Raw genomic sequence first — 12413 nt, 5'->3', positions numbered from 1 at the left:
CGGCGGGGGTCTTCTCCGTCTCCGCGCGGGCCGTCCCCGCAGTTGCCGCACTTGTTCTTGGGCCGAGCCTCAGCCGTCGGCGACGGTCTTCGTCAGTTCCCTGTCGGCCTCGTGACGCAGCTTCTCGGGGTCCATCGCCGCGGTGTGGTGCAGCGGACGGTCGCTCAACGCGTGCTCGGCCTGGAAGACCGCCTCGGTGATGAGGCGGCGGGCGTGCTCATCGGTGAGCGAGTAGAACATCTGCGTGCCCTGGCGGCGCGCCTTGACCATGTGGCCCAGGCGCAGCTTGGCCAGGTGCTGCGAGACGGTGGCCGGCGCCTTGCCGACTATCCCGGCCAGGGCGTTCACCGGCAGCTCGTGCTCGCGCAGGGCCAGAATGATCTGGATGCGCGTGGCGTCCGCCATGAGCGCGAACACCTCGACGGCGAGCTCCACGAAGGAGCTGTCGATGCCGAAGGTGCACGACTTCTCATTCTCGTTCATGCGGAGATGATAAGAGCCCGGCCCGCCCTGGCTCTCGGTGCCCCGGCCGGGGTGGCCCCCTCTCAGCCGGCATCCGGCCCGCTGGACGGCCACCGGGCGGTGCGGATCGAGGTGATCAGGTCGTTCAGGTCGGAGCTGATGAGGACGATGTCGGCGCTGGCCCGGGCGACCTCGGTACCACTGCCCATCGCGATTCCCACATCGGCCGCCGACAGGGCGGGGGCGTCGTTGACTCCGTCGCCGACCATCGCCGGACGGCGGCCCTGCATGGCGAGTCCCTCGACGAACTCGCACTTCTCGTGGGGCAGCAGGCCGGCACGGATCTCGTCCACGCCCAGCGGCCCGCAGACGGCCCTGGCGGAGCTCTCCGCGTCGCCGGTGACGACCACGACGCCCAGCCCCATGCCGTGCAGGGCCCGCACGCAGTCGGCGGCCGTGTCGCGCACGGTGTCGGCCAGCAGGATCGAACCGAGGTAGCGGCCGTCCTCGTCCACGTGGACCGCGGTCGCGGCGACCGGCTCGTCGGAGCCGGTCGCGCCGGGGACCAGCGCCCCGTTCCCGACGCGGACGGTGCGTCCGGCCAACCGGGCGGTGAGTCCCCTGCCGGGCTCATAGGAGAAGTCGGCGGGCTCTGCCGGGTGCAGCCCGCGGGCGACCGCCTCGGCGATGATGGCCTCGCCGAGCGGGTGCTCGCTGAACAGCTCCGCGCCGGCGGCCACGGCCAGCAGCTCATCGGGGGCGACACCGTTGGCCGGCTCCAGGGCCGAGACCGCGGGGCGCCCCAGTGTGAGGGTCCCGGTCTTGTCGAAGACGACCGTGTCGACCGCCGACAGGCGTTCCAGGTGCACGCCGCCCTTGGCGAAGGCATCGGTGCGGGCGACACGGGCCATGGCGGCCAGAACGGCCAGGGGCGTGCCGGCCGCTATGCCGCAGGCACCGGCGACGATGATGACCGAGATGGTGGCGCGCAGATCCCGGGTGAGCAGCCAGGTTACCGCGGCGCCGCCGAGGGCGATGCAGACGAGGTAGCCGGCCAGGTGATCGGCCAGGCGCTGCGCCGGGGCGGGGGTGGCCTGGGCCGAACGCACGGCCTCGACGATGCGCCCGTACGAGGAGTCGGCGCCCACGTGCTCGGCCTCGACCTCGAGCACGCCGAACTGGTTGACCGAGCCCGCGTAGACGCGGTCGCCGATCGTGCGCTCGACCGGCAGTGGTTCGCCGGTTATGCGCGACTGATCGACGCTTGAGCGGCCGGCCACGACCAGGCCGTCGACCGGGACGGGGCCGCCGGGGTGCACGACGACGACCTGCCCCTCGCCCACCTCGTCGGGCCCGACGGCGACCAGGTCGTCGGCGACGCGCACCTGCACCTGAGCGGGCAGGAAACCCATGAGATCGGTCAGGGCGTCGCGTCCACGATCCATCGACAGCTCCTCGAGGATCTCGGCCGCCAGGACGAAGACGGTGATGACGAGGGCAGTCGACCATTCGCCGACAGCGGCCGCGGCGATGATCGCGATGATCATCGACAGCTCCATGCTCATGCGGCGGTGGCGGATGTCGCCGGCCGCCTCGACGACGATCGGCCAGCAGCCGGCGACGATGCCGGTCACGGCGACCAGCGGAAGGCGGGCGCCGGGCCAGTCCAGGCCGAACGCCATGACGACCGCGCAGGCCAGCACGAACAGGATGCGTGCGGCGTCGACCCTGTCGATGCGGCGCAGCAGCGGCTCGCCCGGGCTCGCGGGCTATCGAGCGGCTCGCCCGGGCTCGCCGGACCACCGCGTGTCCTCGGCCAGGTTCCTGGAGCGGCGGACCACCTCGATGCGCTGACGGCGCAGCTCGTCGAGCTCGGCATTGACCTGCGCGTTCGGCAGGGGATCGAGCCTCGCGCCGAGAGCCAGCTCGAGCAGATGGTCGGCCAACTCGGGATTGCGCGGCAGATTCGGCCCGTGCGGGTACGAGCCGATGACCCTGCCCTGGACGGCGCCCTCGGTGCCGTCGCCGCAGTTGCCGACGCCCAGCTCGACCTGCGCGAACGGCTCGGCATCCGGACCGAGCCGCGTGTACCCGCCGTGGTTCTCGAAGCCGGTGATGAGGCCCGTGGAGCCGTCCGGCCTCGTCCAGTGGGTGAGGATCTCGCCGACCGCGCGCCGCGGGCCGCGGCGGGTGGTGACGTCGAGCAGCCCCAGCCCCTCCACGACGTCGTCGTGATCGCCGACGGTGAAGCTCCTGCCGCATATCTGGTAGCCGGCGCAGACGGCGAACAGCACGGCGCCCCGATCGAGGGCGCGGAACAGCCCGCCGTCGGCCTTCAGCTCGCGCACCGCCGTGATCTGGGCTAGGTCCTCGCCGCCGCCGAGCAGGTAGACGGCACCGTCGTCCGGCACGGGCCGGCCGGGCTCGACGGTGACGAGCTCTGCGCCGATGCCGCGCCAGACGAGGCGCTTGACGAGCACCGTGCCGTTGCCGTGGTCGCCGTAGATGCCCAGCAGCGACTGGTAGACGACAACGATCTTGATCGGTTCGTTCACCATTCCACGCCGCCCATCTTGCAGAGATTGAGGAAGGCCGTATAGGTGGCCAGGACGTCGACGGTGCCCTCATAGGGCCGGGCCATGGCCTCGCGCACCGAGGCGATGACCTCGTGGTCGACCTCGGCGTAGGACAGGCGCACGGCCAGGTCCTGGGCGCGCGGGCCGGTGCAGATGACGTGCTTGCCGGCGAGCCTCTCGAACTCGACGTCCCACAGCCAGCTGACGTCGGTGCCGTCGGCGATCGCCGAGTCGATGGCCAGGACGACCGGCTCGGAGTCCATGACGAGCAGCGACTCGGCCCAGCCGGCGGGGTTCTTGGCCAGCAGCAGGCGGGCCCGGTTGCCGCCGAAGACCCCGATCGAGAAGCGGCCTGCGGGCGCCCTGACCGCGCCCATCGCCCCGAGCGCGGTCTGCGGTTCGATGCCCATCTCGACGGCGGCGGCCAGCGCGCAGGCGGCGTTGCCGCGGTTGAAGCGCCCGGGCACCTGCAGGTCGAGCCGCCAGCGGACGCCCCCGGGCCCGGTGACCTCGTCGTCGTGGGCGGCGTAGTCGGCCGGCTGCTGGCCTAACTCGCAGCCGGGGCAGTTCCACGAGCCGTCGGCGTCGTACTCGAGAATCGCGCCGCAACTCGGGCACAGGGCCGCGTCGGCCGTCCAGCCGCCGATGCCCATGTCCACCCAGACGACCCTGCGGGCGGCCTGCGCCGACCAGGTGACGAGCGGGTCGTGGATGTTGGCGACGACGGTCGGGGCGTCCTGCCCGGCGGCGGTCAGGGCGGTACGCCACTTCTTGCCGAGCGAGGCTATCTCGTGGTGGCGGTCGAGCTGGTCGCGGCTGAAGTTCAGCATCACCAGCACCTCGGGGCGGCCCTTGGCGATCATGTCCGGGACGATCTGCTCATCCGCCTCGAGGATGGCGACGGGAGCCTTGATGTTCTGCGACAGCGCCGAGGCGATGCCCTCGCGCAGATTCGCCCCGTCCGCGTTCGTGACGACGTCCCGGCTGCCCCAGGCGGCCTCGGCGGCGGCGGCCAGCAGATGCGTGGTGGTCGTCTTGCCGTTCGTGCCCGAGACGGCGGCGATGCGCCGGTCCGCGACGAGCTCGGTGAACATCATCGGATACAGGCGGGTGATGACCTGGCCCCGGATGGAGGCGCCGCTGCCGCGGCCCGCTCTGCGGGAGACCCATGCGGCGAGATTGCCGGCGCCGATCGCCCCGCCGCGCCAGATCCTTCGGGGAAGAGCCGGATCGACCGGGCGCGCGCGCCGGATCCGTGCTGAGGACTGTGAGGCCATGCCCCCATTGTGGCAGGGCCACCACGTCGGTCCGCACCGAGCGTCCAGGAGCGCCGATGGCTTGCCTCCGCCTCGGCCCTGCGGCGGAGTACGGGTTGTGGGCCGGGCCTAGTCGCCGTTCTGCGGCCGGACGCCCCGGTGGGGCTGGTCCGGCTGCGCGGCGGCGTACGGGAGCCGGGCGCCTACAGGTGGTTCTGCGAGGCCTTGGCGGTGCCGTAGACCAGCAGGATGATCCCGGCGAGGAAGAGGAGCCGGGCGAACACGTTGATGATCGCGCTGGCCGTCAGAGTGCCACTGGTCCTGTTCGACACCAGGGTCCCGCCATGGCCGATGATCATCTCGACGATCAGGCAGGAGACGCCGCTCGCCGCGAAGACCTTCACCGCCCCGCTCGCCCTCATCAGGATGAAGACGAGCAGAACGGCCAGGGCCGCAATGGTGATCAGGGACAGGACGATGTTCAACGATTGATATGCAGCCACGGACATGGGATCACTCTAGGATGGGCGGGGCTGCGGGCACGCCGTCCACCAGAACCGGTTCGGCGAATGCCGGATGCGCGGATCGGCCTGGGTGACGGGACGTCATGCACCGGCCCCGGGGCGCTCCACGGCGGACACCGTCATGGCGCGGTGCCCGATCGAGAACCATCGGTAGAGGGACTCCAGCTCCGCCGCCCCCAGCCCGGGATCCTCGGACACGACCGCATAGCGGCCCTGCCCGTCCCGGCACATCAGCGGGGTGGGGCTCAGCCCGTTGCGCTGGTAGAAGGCCAGCCGGCGCACGCGCTGCTCGTAGTTGTCGGCGCCGGGCTCGACCGGTTCGATGTCCAGCACGATGCTCGACTCGGGGGACCGCCGCCTGATCAGGGACAGGATCTGCGAGCCGTAGCCGCGGGAGCGGACCGAATCGTCGACCGCCAGATAGAGCACATAGGCCAGGCGGCCGTGGCTCATCACGTAGCTGAGACCCGCGAAGCCTCCGTCACCGTCGTAGTACGCCTCGAAGCGGCAGCCGGGTCGCAGCGAGTACAGCTGCAGCAGGGCCATCGGCAGGCGCTCCGGGGCGGGGAAGGCCCTCCTGTAGAGGGCCCGGACGTCACGGCCGGCGCGCCCCCATGGGGTCACCGTGCGGGGGATCAGTCGTCGGTCGGACATGGCAGGAGCTTAGCCGCGGTGCGGACCGCGCATTGAGGCGGTGACGTAGGATCAGGGCCGTGCCAGCACAGAACCCCGGCAGCGAGAGTCGCGCCCGGTTCCCGGACGCGATGGCGGCGCCGGGCCACCACCGGGTGGACGAGGTCATGCTCTTCCTCGATCTGGTCTACGTCTTCGCCGTCACCGGTATCAGCGGCGTCCTGCAGGACGGGGGAGCGGTCGCGGTGCAGCGCGGCGTCATCCTGCTCGCAGTCGTCTACTGGCTGTGGTGCATCACGAGCATCCAGGTGAGCATGCGCGACGCATCCACCGACAGGAACCGGCTCGTCGTGATGCTCATCGCCCTCGTCTCACTGGTCATGGCCATCTCCGTACCGCACGCCTTCGGGCGCAGCGCCCTGTCCTTCGCCCTGTCCTGCTGGGCGGCCCGTGCGCTCATCGAGTTCGGCCTGGTGCGCTCCACCTGGCGGGTCTTCCTGCCGGGCCTGGTCGGCGTCGTCCTGACCGGCCCGCTGCTGACGGCCGGGGCCCTGCTCGGAGGGCGACGGCAGCTCCTCGTGTGGTCCATCGCCGCCCTGGTCGAGTTCGCCAGCCCGATGCTGCTGCGCCCCCGGATGCGCGTGGCCCGCTACGACACGGAGAACGTCGTCGAGCGGTTCGGCCTGCTCGTCATCATCGCCCTCGGTGAGACGCTGGTCGGCATCGGCGAGCCCTTCAGCGAGCTCGAGCACGTCAGCTGGCAGGAGTCCGTGGCCCTGGTGGCGGCGTTCGTGCTCGTCGCGGGGCTGTGGTGGTCGTACTTCCACCATTCGTCGGGACTCGTGCTGCGGCGGCTGGAGACCATCGACACGCCCTTCGACGTGGTCCGGGAGCTGCTCGTCTACGGCCACCTGTTCTTCGTCGGCGGCATCATCGCCGTCGCGGCCTCGCTGCACCTCGTGCTCGAAGACGCCGCCGAGCCGGCCGGCTGGTTCGCCGCGTCCCTGCTGTGCATCGGTACGGTCGCCTTCCTCGTGGTGTTCCTGCTCGTGCGGCTGCGCAGTTTCCGGAGGCTGTACCGGTCGCGTCTGGCGGGCACGATCGTCTCTGCCGTGCTCGTGGTCCCGTGCGCGACCCTCCTGCCCGGCTGGGCCGCGCTGTCGGCGGTGGCCCTGGCGGTGCTCGCCGTCGCGATGTGGGAGACGCTCGCCCCGATCCCGGCCGGGGTCCCGCAGGCCGACGAGTTCGTCGCGGACGAGTAAGGCGGCCGGCGAGCTGCTCGGCTCCATCCCGGCCGGTCGGTGGGCGATCTTCACCTCCGGCTCCCAGGAGCTGGCGCGCAAGCGTCTCGCCGCCGCCGGCATTCCCGCCCCCGAGGTACTGATCACCGGCCAGGACGTCGCATGGGGCAAACCGCACCCCGAGGGCTACATCGCCGCCGCGCAGGGGCTGGGCGTCCCGGCGGGCGACTGCGCAGTGGTCGAGGACGCCGCGCCCGGCATTCGGGCCGCCCGGGCGGCCGGGGTGCGCTCCGTCCTGGGCGTCGGGGCCCCCGACGCCCAGGAGATACGGCCGGACGCCGTCGTTCCGGATCTGCGCTCCGTCCGGTGGATCCCGGCCGGCCTCGAAATCCACCGGCAGGACCGGTAGCCGGCCCGTCCTGCCGTATTCCCCTCCCTCTCGCCGGGGCCAGGTTCACCGGGGTGCGTGGTGCTGCGCCCACAGGATGCGCCCGTCCGCGTCCCTGATGGTGACCGAGGGGGCGGCGGTGAGATCGATGTCGACGTCGAGGTGCGCGCTCCGCCCTGCTGCGCTGGTGCGGTAGCTGCAGCGCTTGTTCTCCAGGTGGGACGTTGTGGTGGTCGCAGTGGTGAGCCAGGGATTGCGGCGGCGCAGCCCGATGAGGTCCTGGTGGGCGCGGTGGATGCCGCGGCCCCAATCGGCCAGCTCGGACGGGGCGTCGGGAAAAGCCGGCCGGATGGCGTCGTCGCCGCCGAGACCCTGCTCCTTGACGCCGGTGAAACCCTGCTCGTCGCCGTAGTAGATGGACGGGACGCCCCCCAGGGTGAGCAGGATCGCCGAGGCGGCCACCGCGCCGTCGGCGCCGACAACGCTGGCGAGCCGGGTCACGTCGTGATTGCCGATGAACGTGTTCGGCGTGAAGCTCGCGAGGAAGCCGTTGTGGCGGGTGAGCGCCCAGTTGAGCTCGAAGAGGTTGCGATCGTTGATGGACGACCAGATCGCCTTCCACAACTCGTACTGGGTGACCGAATCGACTCCGGAGGAGGCGACGAACCGCGCGTAGTCGCCGTGGATGACCTCGCCGAGGAACCACGCGTCCGGATAGTGGCCTCGCACGGCCGACAGGACGCGCGCCCAGAAGTCGGTGCTCACCGAGTAGGCGGCGTCGAGCCGCCATCCATCGGCGCCCCGGGCGAGCCAGTGCTCCATGACCCTCGTCGTGTACTGGACGGCCTGGTCGGATGCGTGGTTGAGACGGACGAGCGGGCGATGGCCCTCGAACACCCTGGGAGTGGGACCGCCGGGGGCGTCCCAGTCGATGTCGAACAAGCCCGCCATGGGGCCGCTCGGCCCCTCGGCGAGGGCGCGGACCACGTCCGGGTGCTCTGCCCCGACGTGACTGAACACCCCGTCGAGGAGGAGTCGCAGCCCGCGTTCCTCGCAGGCGGCCACCAGGGCGTCGAATTCCGCGTCACCGCCCAGGCGGGGATCGATGCGGAACTGGTCGAGCGAGTCGTACCCGTGGGACTGGGAGGCGAAGATCGGGCCCAGCAGCAGCCCGGAGACGCCCAGTCGCACGGCATAGTCCAGCCACCCCAGGAGCCTGTTCAGGCGCGGGGCGGGGGCCGCGTCCGCGTCCCGGATCGGTGCCCCGCAGAATCCGAGGGGGTAGACCTGCCACCAGATCGCATGTTCCGCCCAGCCCATGGCGAACCTCCTACTGAATCGAGTTCACTGAGATTAGTGATCATAATTCATCAACGATAGGGTGAGCAACATGGCACGCGTTGATCGCAAACCCCGCCGTAGACTGGACCCCGATTCGCGTCGCGCTGCGATCCTGGACGCGGCAGTGGAGGCCTTCGCCGCTCGCCCCTACGCCGAGGTGACGATCTCCTCGGTCGCCGAGGCCGCGGAGGCCTCGAAGGCCCTGGTCTACCGCTACTTCGAGAACAAGGAGGATCTCTACGCCGAAGTCGTGCGCCTGGCGATCGCCGAGCTGCTCGCCGAGCAGGCGGCCGTTCTGGAAGCGCTTCCCGATGGGGCACCGGCACGCGATCGCATCCGGGCGGCGGCCATCGTCTACCTCGACCACATCGCCGGCCACCCCGATGCCTGGGCGATGCCCATGCGCCGTCCCGGCGGCGAACCGCCTGCTGCCGCTGAGCTGCGCGCCCAGGCGCGCAGCGACTACGTGGAGAATCTCAGGAGTCTGCTCGGATCCAGCGCCCAGACCCGTCGCGAGTACGCGCTGTGGGGCTATTTCGGATTCCTCGAGGCCGCCTGCCTGCGCTGGGTCGAGACGGGTTGCCCCGCCGATGACAAGCGGCCCCTCGTGGACGCCGTCCTCGGTGCGCTCGAAGGGGCCCTCGGCGACTGGGCCGGGTGATACCTGTCGCTGTCGTTGCGGGGGCGATCGGAGCGGGTCGCAGCCGCCTGCCCAGTGGGAACAGTTTTCGGGCAGTGGGAGCGGTTGGGTTGTTGCGGCGGTTCGGCTGAGGAGTCCCGCTTCAGCCTGTCAGCAGGGAGATTCAGTCGTCTTCGTCGGGCGTCTCGCCATGGTCGGGTTGCGCCGGTCGGGCGCATTGGACGCCGACCGGGCCGATGGCCGGCGGGTCTTGCGGGTGCAGGAGGACTCGGGGCGATCCGGTGCCCGGTCTCGGACAGGGGTGCGCAGAGCGGCTCGATCCCGTGCTCGACGCGATGGGCTTCGGTGAACCCATCGGCATCGGCTATCGGCGGTCGAGCTGCGCCCGGGCAAGACAGGCGCCCGTCTGGCGGAGGATCGTGTTCGTGCGGCGCAGCTCGCGGTTCTTCTTCTCCAGCTCGGCGGTCCGTCTCGCGTCCTCGGTGGTGGCCACCACCATCGATGGGGACTGTTGCGCGGGTGTAGTCACGTGTGGTCACGTCGCCGGTGCGGCGGTCGTGTTCGTGATGATCTCGAGCTCGATTGGGGTCGGACGCCCCAGGCGGGCCTGTCGGCGCCGCCGGTGACGGGCCCGCTCGGTCCGGGTGAGGATCGCGATGCGCAACTGTTCGTGGGTGGTCCAGGAGCGGCGGTCGAGGACGTTCTGCAGCAGGGCGGAGAACGACTCCATCGCCGCGTTGTCACCGCTCGCGCCGGCCCCGCCCATGCTCCCGACCACGCGGCGACGGGCCAGAGCGCGCAGGAATTTCCTGCTCCGAAGACGCGATCCGCCACGCGGTCCGATCCGACATGCCCTCGCCCGCGTCGCGGGCCCCGCCGGCACCGAACCGGTGCCCGAACCCGGGACCGGCACGACGGGCGCCGAACAAGACGGCAGCGCCTCGTTCCCCTGCCCAAGCAGCCGGCTCCGCTTCTCCGGCCCCCGGATCTCCGCGGCCCCCGACCCGGTCAGACCGGGCCCGGCGCCCTCGCCCGGCGCCGACGCGGCCGAGCCGCTTCCGCAGCGTCATCGGGCGGACACCGAAGTCTCTCGCGATCCGCCCGATCACCACTCCGGGCCCGCGGCCCCCACGACGCGCACGACGCCCCCGCGGAACCCGGCCGGGCAGGACCCGGACACAACAACACCCTCCCAAGCCACCCACCCCGGCAAGCCAGACCAGCACCCATACAGCAGACCCAGCGTCCCGTGGCTCATCGTCGGCCCGCTCGCTCGCCTCGTCTGCCAACCGAGCAGCGTTTCGCTCCGACCCTTTGATTGGATCGCCAGAGCCGCAGGCCTCACCACGCCCACACTGATCCCGCACGGCGCGCGGGATGACTCCGCGCCGATTCAGCTCTCACAAGCACTTCGAGACGCCCGCCCGGCGCTCGTCGAGTTGACGACCTTCGACGCCGACCACGCGCTCTCGTGGAACACTTACCCTGACCGCTGGCACGCCACCGTCACCTCGTGGCTCCGGGCTCGCATCTCGGGTTGACGGCCCGAGGAGAGGCTCGACTCGGCACCAGCCTCGTCCGGCCACGCCCGGATAAACCAACTCAAGCCGCACCTCCGCCGGTATCATTGGGAGTGTTGGCCTGCTTGGGCCATAAAGCGAGGGAGGATCAACGTGGCTGAGCCGTGGCTGTCCGCAGACGACATCGGCGCCCACCTCGGAGTCACAAAAGACACCGTCTACACCTGGATCGCCGAAAGGGCCATGCCCGCCCACGGGGTAGGGCGTCTCTGGAGGTTCCAAGCCAGCGAGACGAGCTTGGGTCGGGGCAGCTGCGGCAGCTAGTGACGCGGAGCCCTCGATAGCCGCAGCGGTTGTCAGTGGTCAGCCCTACCCTGATGGCGAAGAGGCAGATGAGGAGGGGCGTGGATGACGTTGAGCGAAGCCCAGCGATTGGTGAAGTCCAAGGAGCGTGTCGCCGACCACGGTGAGGTGTTCACTCCTGCGTGGATGGTTGAGGCCATGCTCGACTTGGTGAAGCATGAGTCGGAGCGGATTGTCTCGCGCGTTCTGGAGCCAGCTTGCGGTTCCGGGAACTTCCTCGTCCCCGTGCTGGACCGCAAGCTGGGCACCGTGCAACTCCGCCACGGCAAGAGCGAGTTCGAGAAGCGCCATTATGCCCTGTTCGCACTCATGTGCACGTACGGCATCGAACTCCTCAGCGACAACGCCGAAGAGTGTCGTGACAATCTCGCCGAGGTGTTCAACACGTTCTTGAGTATCGGCAACGATGACCAGTGGGCGCAAGCGGCACGTACGGTCCTAGCCGTGAACATCGTCCAAGGCGATGCCTTGACCATGACCGTTCCCAGCGGCCAACCGATCACCTTTCCTGAGTGGGGCTACCTCGGCAAGGGAAAGTTCCAGAGGCGCGACTTTCGCTACGAGGACCTCACCCAGCGCGCCTCGTACGAGGGAACCCTGTTCGGCGAACTCACCGACGACGACCTATTCGTTCCCGCGCAGACCTATCCGACGATGACCGTCAGCCAGATCGCCGAGGCCGCCGCGTGACTCCTGCACCCTTCACACTCCGAGAGCACAACCCAGATGTCTTGACCTGTATCGCGAACCTGTCGAACGATGAGGTCTTCACTCCGCCAGAGTTCGCAAACCAGATGCTCGACGTGCTGGCTGCTGCGTGGGCAGATGCCAACGACGGTGAGGACATCTGGGCCAACCCCGATGTCACATTCCTCGACCCATTCACCAAATCCGGTGTGTTCCTCCGCGAGATCGTTCGTCGGCTCACCGATGGCCTCATCTTGGCCATCCCAGACTTGACCGAGCGTGTCGATCACATCCTCACTCGCCAAGTGTTCGGCATCGGGATCACTCAGCTCACTGCGTTGCTCGCGCGCCGGAGCGTCTACTGCTCGAAGTTCGCCGACGGCCAGCACTCCATCGCCAAGTCCTTCACGACCGAGGACGGCAACATCTGGTTCGAGCGCACCGAGCACACCTGGGGCGGCGGGAAACGTGAGTTCCGAGCCAACCCGTTGACCAGCGAAGAGATCGCGGTCTACACGAACCGCAAGTGCATCTACTGCGGCGCAGGCGAAGACGACTACGCACGCTGCGACGACCTGGAAACCCACGCCTACGCCTTCATCCACACCGACGACATCAAAGCTCGCATGGCCGAGCTGTTCGGAGACAACATGCAGTTCGACGTCATCATCGGCAACCCGCCGTACCAGCTCAGCGACGGCGGCTACGGCACCTCCGCTGCACCGATCTATGGCCGTCATGAAACAAAACCGTATTCTTGATGGATTTCTGGTCTTGTTCCG

General features: G+C 69.8%; 14 protein-coding genes and 1 pseudogene. 6 read left to right on the top strand and 9 right to left on the bottom strand.

What is annotated here, in order from left to right:
- Positions 1-69: 69 nt before the first annotated feature.
- The 6 genes from R2N01_RS02875 to R2N01_RS02850 form a co-directional block, all read right to left on the bottom strand.
- Positions 70-483, bottom strand: a complete 414-nt coding sequence (locus tag R2N01_RS02875; protein ID WP_316668262.1) for a metalloregulator ArsR/SmtB family transcription factor — start codon at positions 481-483, stop codon at positions 70-72.
- Positions 484-545: 62 nt separating this feature from the next.
- Complete coding sequence (locus tag R2N01_RS02870; protein ID WP_316668260.1) at positions 546-2165, bottom strand: cation-translocating P-type ATPase; 1620 nt, start codon at positions 2163-2165, stop codon at positions 546-548.
- Positions 2166-2231: 66 nt separating this feature from the next.
- Positions 2232-3020, bottom strand: coding sequence for a glutamine amidotransferase (locus tag R2N01_RS02865; protein ID WP_316668258.1), 789 nt, complete (start codon positions 3018-3020; stop codon positions 2232-2234).
- Positions 3014-4315 carry a MurT ligase domain-containing protein gene (locus tag R2N01_RS02860; protein WP_316668256.1) on the bottom strand — a complete coding sequence of 434 codons (1302 nt, stop codon included), beginning with the start codon at positions 4313-4315 and terminating at the stop codon, positions 3014-3016. The genes R2N01_RS02865 and R2N01_RS02860 overlap by 7 nt, the downstream gene beginning before the upstream one ends.
- 182 nt (positions 4316-4497) lie before the next feature.
- Positions 4498-4803, bottom strand: a complete 306-nt coding sequence (locus R2N01_RS02855; RefSeq protein ID WP_316668255.1) for a hypothetical protein — start codon at positions 4801-4803, stop codon at positions 4498-4500.
- Between the two features lie 96 nt (positions 4804-4899).
- A complete protein-coding gene (locus tag R2N01_RS02850) occupies positions 4900-5472 on the bottom strand; it encodes a GNAT family N-acetyltransferase (RefSeq protein WP_316668253.1) in 573 nt (190 codons plus the stop codon).
- 59 nt (positions 5473-5531) lie between these two features.
- Between R2N01_RS02850 and R2N01_RS02845 the strand changes: the two genes are divergently transcribed.
- Both R2N01_RS02845 and R2N01_RS02840 read left to right on the top strand, forming a co-directional pair.
- Positions 5532-6713: a low temperature requirement protein A gene (locus R2N01_RS02845; RefSeq protein ID WP_316668251.1), complete on the top strand. Its 1182-nt coding sequence runs from the start codon at positions 5532-5534 to the stop codon at positions 6711-6713.
- Between the two features lie 13 nt (positions 6714-6726).
- A complete protein-coding gene (locus tag R2N01_RS02840) occupies positions 6727-7101 on the top strand; it encodes an HAD-IA family hydrolase (RefSeq protein ID WP_316668335.1) in 375 nt (124 codons plus the stop codon).
- 45 nt (positions 7102-7146) lie between these two features.
- Here the strand turns inward: R2N01_RS02840 and R2N01_RS02835 are convergent, their stop codons facing one another.
- Positions 7147-8400, bottom strand: a complete 1254-nt coding sequence (locus tag R2N01_RS02835; RefSeq protein WP_316668249.1) for an alpha-amylase family protein — start codon at positions 8398-8400, stop codon at positions 7147-7149.
- A gap of 70 nt (positions 8401-8470) precedes the next feature.
- Between R2N01_RS02835 and R2N01_RS02830 the strand changes: the two genes are divergently transcribed.
- Entirely contained in the window at positions 8471-9082 is a 612-nt protein-coding gene (locus tag R2N01_RS02830; protein WP_316668245.1) for a TetR/AcrR family transcriptional regulator, read from the top strand.
- Between the two features lie 343 nt (positions 9083-9425).
- On the opposite strand, the gene R2N01_RS02825 is transcribed toward R2N01_RS02830, so the two are convergent.
- Both R2N01_RS02825 and R2N01_RS02820 read right to left on the bottom strand, forming a co-directional pair.
- Positions 9426-9560: a hypothetical protein gene (locus tag R2N01_RS02825; protein ID WP_316668243.1), complete on the bottom strand. Its 135-nt coding sequence runs from the start codon at positions 9558-9560 to the stop codon at positions 9426-9428.
- A gap of 36 nt (positions 9561-9596) precedes the next feature.
- Positions 9597-9890, bottom strand: a pseudogene (locus R2N01_RS02820) (IS3 family transposase); the annotation flags it as partial.
- 844 nt (positions 9891-10734) lie between these two features.
- Between R2N01_RS02820 and R2N01_RS02815 the strand changes: the two are divergent.
- From R2N01_RS02815 to R2N01_RS02805, 3 genes are all read left to right on the top strand, one after another.
- The gene (locus tag R2N01_RS02815) at positions 10735-10905 is read left to right on the top strand and encodes a helix-turn-helix domain-containing protein (protein ID WP_316668241.1); all 171 of its coding nucleotides are present in this window, start codon (positions 10735-10737) and stop codon (positions 10903-10905) included.
- A gap of 84 nt (positions 10906-10989) precedes the next feature.
- Complete coding sequence (locus R2N01_RS02810) at positions 10990-11634, top strand: N-6 DNA methylase (protein WP_316668239.1); 645 nt, start codon at positions 10990-10992, stop codon at positions 11632-11634.
- Positions 11631-12392: an Eco57I restriction-modification methylase domain-containing protein gene (locus R2N01_RS02805; RefSeq protein ID WP_316668236.1), complete on the top strand. Its 762-nt coding sequence runs from the start codon at positions 11631-11633 to the stop codon at positions 12390-12392. The genes R2N01_RS02810 and R2N01_RS02805 overlap by 4 nt, the downstream gene beginning before the upstream one ends.
- The last annotated feature ends 21 nt before the right edge of the window (positions 12393-12413 follow it).

Origin of the sequence: uncultured Propionibacterium sp. (genome assembly GCF_963539965.1) — a bacterium.
In the GTDB taxonomy this organism is placed as follows: domain Bacteria; phylum Actinomycetota; class Actinomycetes; order Propionibacteriales; family Propionibacteriaceae; genus Propionibacterium.
Note: the sequence above shows the minus strand (reverse complement) of the source record. Positions and strands in the feature narration are given on the sequence as shown.